This window comes from Catenulispora rubra (assembly GCF_015356825.1).
GTDB classification, from domain to species: domain Bacteria; phylum Actinomycetota; class Actinomycetes; order Streptomycetales; family Catenulisporaceae; genus Catenulispora; species Catenulispora rubra.
In genome coordinates, this window is the sequence record NZ_JAACYW010000500.1 from 1 (window position 1) to 4222 (window position 4222).

Genomic DNA, 4222 nt, shown 5'->3' on the forward strand with positions numbered 1-4222 from the left:
GACATCAGAGCCTGGATAGCAACATGGAACGAGGACCCCCGGCCGTTCGTCTGGAAGAAGACGGCCGAGGAGATCCTCAACTCACTCGCTAAATATTTGAAACGAACTTCAGGCGCAGGACACTAGCGCACCATGAGGCATCGGACCCAGCGACTGGTCCGCCGGCACGTCGTGGACAACATGACGTACACCGGCAGCACCTGTATGCGCTGATCTTCGCTTTCCGCGCTTCCTTCCTCTTTCTCTTGCGACTTCTCTCGCGACCTCCCATGGCGTCCGCGACGTCCGCATCGGTCTGAACCAGACCGCCTGGCATCACGCCGCGCGGAACCGTGCACCCTGCCCGTCGGCGACGACGCGCATCCGATCCTCCAGGAGGTAGAACCGTGACCGCTGTCACGCCACGAATGGCAGAGCTCGAAGTGGCCGCCGCGGCGCCGGTGCCGGACGTGGGCGACCTGGTCACCATCCGCCCGGCCCGCCGGCGCCGAGGCCTGGGCGTCCCCCGCCCCGCGCGCCGCGCGTCGGGGCCGCTGCTGGTGCTGCTCGGCTGGTACCTGGCCGGCGCGGCCGGCGTGCTGTCCGCCAACACGCTCGCCTCGCCGGCCGACGTCCTCAAGCAGGGCTGGGAGCTGGTCCGGAAAGGCCAGCTGCCCTCCGCGATCTACGCCTCCGGGCAGCGCGTCGTCATCGGTTTCGCGATCGGAGCGGCCATCGCCGTCACCCTGGCGCTCGTCGCCGGGCTGTTCCGCCTCGGTGAAGACCTCGTGGACGCGACGGTCGGCATGGTCCGCACCATCCCGTGGGTCGGGCTGATCCCGCTGTTCATCATCTGGTTCGGCATCGACGAGGCCCCGAAGATCGCGCTCGTCGCGCTCGGCGTGGCGATCCCGTTGTACTTCAACCTCTACGGCGGGATCCGCTCGGTCGATCCGCAGCTCGTCGAGGCGGGCTCGACGCTGGGGCTCAACCGGTGGGGCCTGGTCCGGCACGTCATCCTGCCCGGCGCGCTGCCGGGTGCGATGGTCGGCCTGCGCTACGCGCTCGGCAGCGCGTGGCTCGCGCTGGTGTTCGGCGAGCAGATCAACGCCACCAACGGCATCGGCTACCTGATGAACAACGCCGAGGAGTTCTTCCAGACCGACGTCATCGTGGTCTGTCTCGTGACGTACGCGGTCCTGGGGTTGCTGTGCGACCTGGTCGTGCGCGTCATCAGCGGCAAGGTGCTGGCCTGGCGCCCGTCGTTCGAGGGGGCCTGATCGCCATGACCGGTACCGAAACTCTTGCGTCCAACACCAACACCAACTCCGGCCATGAAGCCGCCACCGTGCCGAACCCCGTGACCGTCAAAGGCCTGACCCGCGCGTTCGACGGCCGGGTCGTCATCGACGGACTCGATCTCACCATCGCCCCCGGGGAGTTCGTGGCCCTGCTCGGCCACAGCGGCTGCGGCAAGTCCACGCTGCTGCGGGTGCTCAGCGGACTCGACACGGAGATCTCCGGCGAGGTCACCGTGCCCCGCAAGCGCGCCGTGGCCTTCCAGGCGCCGCGGCTGCTGCCGTGGAAGCGGGTGTGGCGCAACGTCGTGCTCGGCCTGCCCGGCCGTCCCGACCGCGGACTCGCCACCCGCTACCTCGACGAGGTCGGCATCGCCGCGCGCGCCGGGGACTGGCCCAAGACGCTGTCCGGCGGCGAGGCACAGCGGGTGGCGCTGGCCCGGGCGCTCGTGCGCGAGCCGGCGCTGCTGCTGCTCGACGAGCCCTTCGGCGCCCTCGACGCGCTGACCCGGGTCAAGGCCCAGCACCTGGTCGCGGACCTGTGGCAGCGGCACGGCTGCGCGGTGCTGCTGGTCACGCACGACGTCGAGGAGGCGGTCCGGCTGGCCGACCGCGTCCTGGTGATGCGCGACGGCGTGATCGCGCACGCCAGCCCCGTCGACCTGCCGCGCCCCCGCGACATCACCGACCCCCGGTTCGTCCGGCTGCGCGCCCGGCTGCTCGCCGAGCTCGGCGTCGAGACCGGCCACTGAGCAAGGTACTGAGCATGGTTCGGAAAGGAACGAGAATGGTTGTCCGGACAGCACTGGCCACGATCGGCGTGCTCGGGCTCGTCGCCGCGGCCGCCGCGTGCGCTTCGAGCAAGTCCACCGCCTCCCACCAGGCCGCGTCGGCGAAACAGGGCTCTGGCTCTGTCACCCTCACCGTCGGCGACCAAGTCAGCAGCCTGAAAACCCTGCTGACCGCGTCGGGCCAGCTGGCCGGCACCGGCTACACGGTGAAGTTCGCCGAGTTCCAGGGTGCCGCACCGCTGTTCCAGGCCGTCAAGGCCGGCGCCGTGGACACCGGCTACGCCGCCGACCTCCCCACCCTCACCGCCATCGCCGGCGGAGTCCCGGTCAAGGCGGTCGCCGCGCTCCAGTCCAACGGCGCGGGCACGGCGATCCTGGCCCAGAAGGACTCGACGGTCACCTCGGTGGCCGACCTCAAGGGCCGGACCGTCGTCGTCTCCTCGGCGGCCGGCAGCGTCGCTCAGGAACTGCTCGCCAACGTGCTCAAGAAGGCCGGGCTGTCCTACTCGGACGTGCACGTCGAATACCTGCTCCCGACCGCGGCGCTGGCCGCGTTCAACGCGCACAAGATCGACGTGTGGGCCACCTTCGGCGTGTACCAGGACACCGCACAACTCGCCGGCGCCCGCACGCTCGTCGACGGCGAGAACGGTCTGACCAGCGGTATCGGCCTGATCAGCGCGACCGCGCAGACACTGGACGACCCGGCGAAGAAGGCCGCGCTTCAGGATCTCCTCAAGCGTGTCAACAAAGCCCTGATCTGGACCACCGCACACCCCGCACAGTACGCGGCCCAGTATGCCTCGGCCTTCAACCTCTCACCGGCCATCGCCACGCAGGTGGTATCGCAGGGCTCGAACGCACTGGTTCCGCTCTCGGCGCAGGAGATCGCCGACATCCAGAACGTCGCGGACGTCATGTCCGCCATCGGCGGCCTGTCCACCAGCGTGTCCGTCGCCGCCCATTCGGACCCCACCGCCTACACCGCCGCGGACGAGACCTCGTCCGCGAAGAGCTGAAGGGAGCGGGCCGTGCCCGTCGAGTTCATCAGTGCCATCAACGCCAACCGCGCCTCCGACGTCGACCCCAGCGCCGGCCACGGATTCGACCACGAGTTCGCCCACGAATACGCGAAGGTGCTGGACGAAGGAGGGTTCGACTACACCCTGGTCCCCTACAGCTCCAGCTGGATCGACGCCAACCAGTTCGCGCAGTTCGTGGTCAACCACACCGAGCGCCTCAAGCCGATGCTCGCGCACCGGCCCGGCGTGATCTTCCCGACGCACGCCGCGCGCGCCTTCGCCACGCTCGACCAGATCGGCCGCGGCCGGCTGGCGATCCACATCATCGCCGGCGGCCAGGACGCCGAGCAGCGGCGTGAGGGCGACTACCTGTCCAAGGCCGAGCGGTACGCGCGCGCCGACGAGTACATCCAGATCCTGCGGCGCGTGTGGACCGAGACCGAGCCGTTCGACCACGACGGCGCCTACTACAAGTTCGAGGGCTTCCGCTCCGAGATCCGGCCCTACCAGGACGCGATCCCGGTCTCGGTCGGCGGCTCCTCCGAGGAGGCCTATCGCGTCGGCGGCCGGCAGGGCGACATCTTCGGGCTGTGGGGCGAGCCGCTGGCGGAAACGAAGCAGCAGATCGACTCGGTCAACGCGCAGGCCGACGCGGCGGGCCGTCCGCATCCGCGCATCTGGGTCTCCTTCCGCCCGATCGTCGCCGCCACCGACGACCTGGCCTGGGAACGGGCCCACGAACTGCTCGGCCGGATCGAGACGGGGTACGCCGACCGCGCCGCCAAGCGCCACTACCCGATCGCCGGGACGACCGTGCCGCAGAACGTCGGCTCGCAACGGCTGCTCGCCCTCGCCGAGCGCGGCGAGCTGCACGATCGCGCGCTGTGGACCGCGCCGGCCAAGGCGACCAACGCCGCCGGCAGCTCCACCGCGCTGGTCGGCAGCCCCGAGACCGTCGCCGCCGCGCTGCTGGACTACGTCGACATCGGCTGCGAGCTGCTCTCGATCCGCGGTTTCGACCCGTTCGACGACGCGATCGGCTACGCCAAGCACGTCCTGCCGCTGGTGCGCCAGGAACTCGCGCACCGCAAGCCCGCCACTGTCTGACCCCACACCCCGCGTCCCACACCAC

At 70.1% G+C, this 4222-nt stretch carries 4 protein-coding genes; all 4 read left to right on the forward strand.

Annotation, left to right across the window (positions count from 1 at the left end):
* The first annotated feature begins 407 nt into the window (after positions 1 to 407).
* Genes GWK61_RS53040 through GWK61_RS53055 form a run of 4 tightly spaced genes read left to right on the forward strand, consistent with a single transcriptional unit; the run spans position 408 to position 4197 of the window.
* Positions 408 to 1259, forward strand: a complete 852-nt coding sequence (locus GWK61_RS53040; RefSeq protein ID WP_194921918.1) for an ABC transporter permease — start codon at positions 408 to 410, stop codon at positions 1257 to 1259.
* 5 nt (positions 1260 to 1264) lie between these two features.
* Positions 1265 to 2029, forward strand: coding sequence for an ABC transporter ATP-binding protein (locus GWK61_RS53045; protein ID WP_194921912.1), 765 nt, complete (start codon positions 1265 to 1267; stop codon positions 2027 to 2029).
* Between the two features lie 35 nt (positions 2030 to 2064).
* The gene (locus GWK61_RS53050; protein WP_194921914.1) at positions 2065 to 3087 is read left to right on the forward strand and encodes an ABC transporter substrate-binding protein; all 1023 of its coding nucleotides are present in this window, start codon (positions 2065 to 2067) and stop codon (positions 3085 to 3087) included.
* Between the two features lie 12 nt (positions 3088 to 3099).
* Positions 3100 to 4197, forward strand: a complete 1098-nt coding sequence (locus GWK61_RS53055) for an LLM class flavin-dependent oxidoreductase (RefSeq protein ID WP_194921916.1) — start codon at positions 3100 to 3102, stop codon at positions 4195 to 4197.
* The last annotated feature ends 25 nt before the right edge of the window (positions 4198 to 4222 follow it).

Bases quoted from the DNA above. Each gene is read 5' to 3' on its own strand.
- GWK61_RS53040 (WP_194921918.1), top strand. From the start codon at position 408: ATGGCAGAGCTCGAAGTGGCCGCCGCGGCGCCGGTGCCGGACGTGGGC.
- GWK61_RS53045 (WP_194921912.1), top strand. From the start codon at position 1,265: ATGACCGGTACCGAAACTCTTGCGTCCAACACCAACACCAACTCCGGC.
- GWK61_RS53050 (WP_194921914.1), top strand. From the start codon at position 2,065: ATGGTTGTCCGGACAGCACTGGCCACGATCGGCGTGCTCGGGCTCGTC.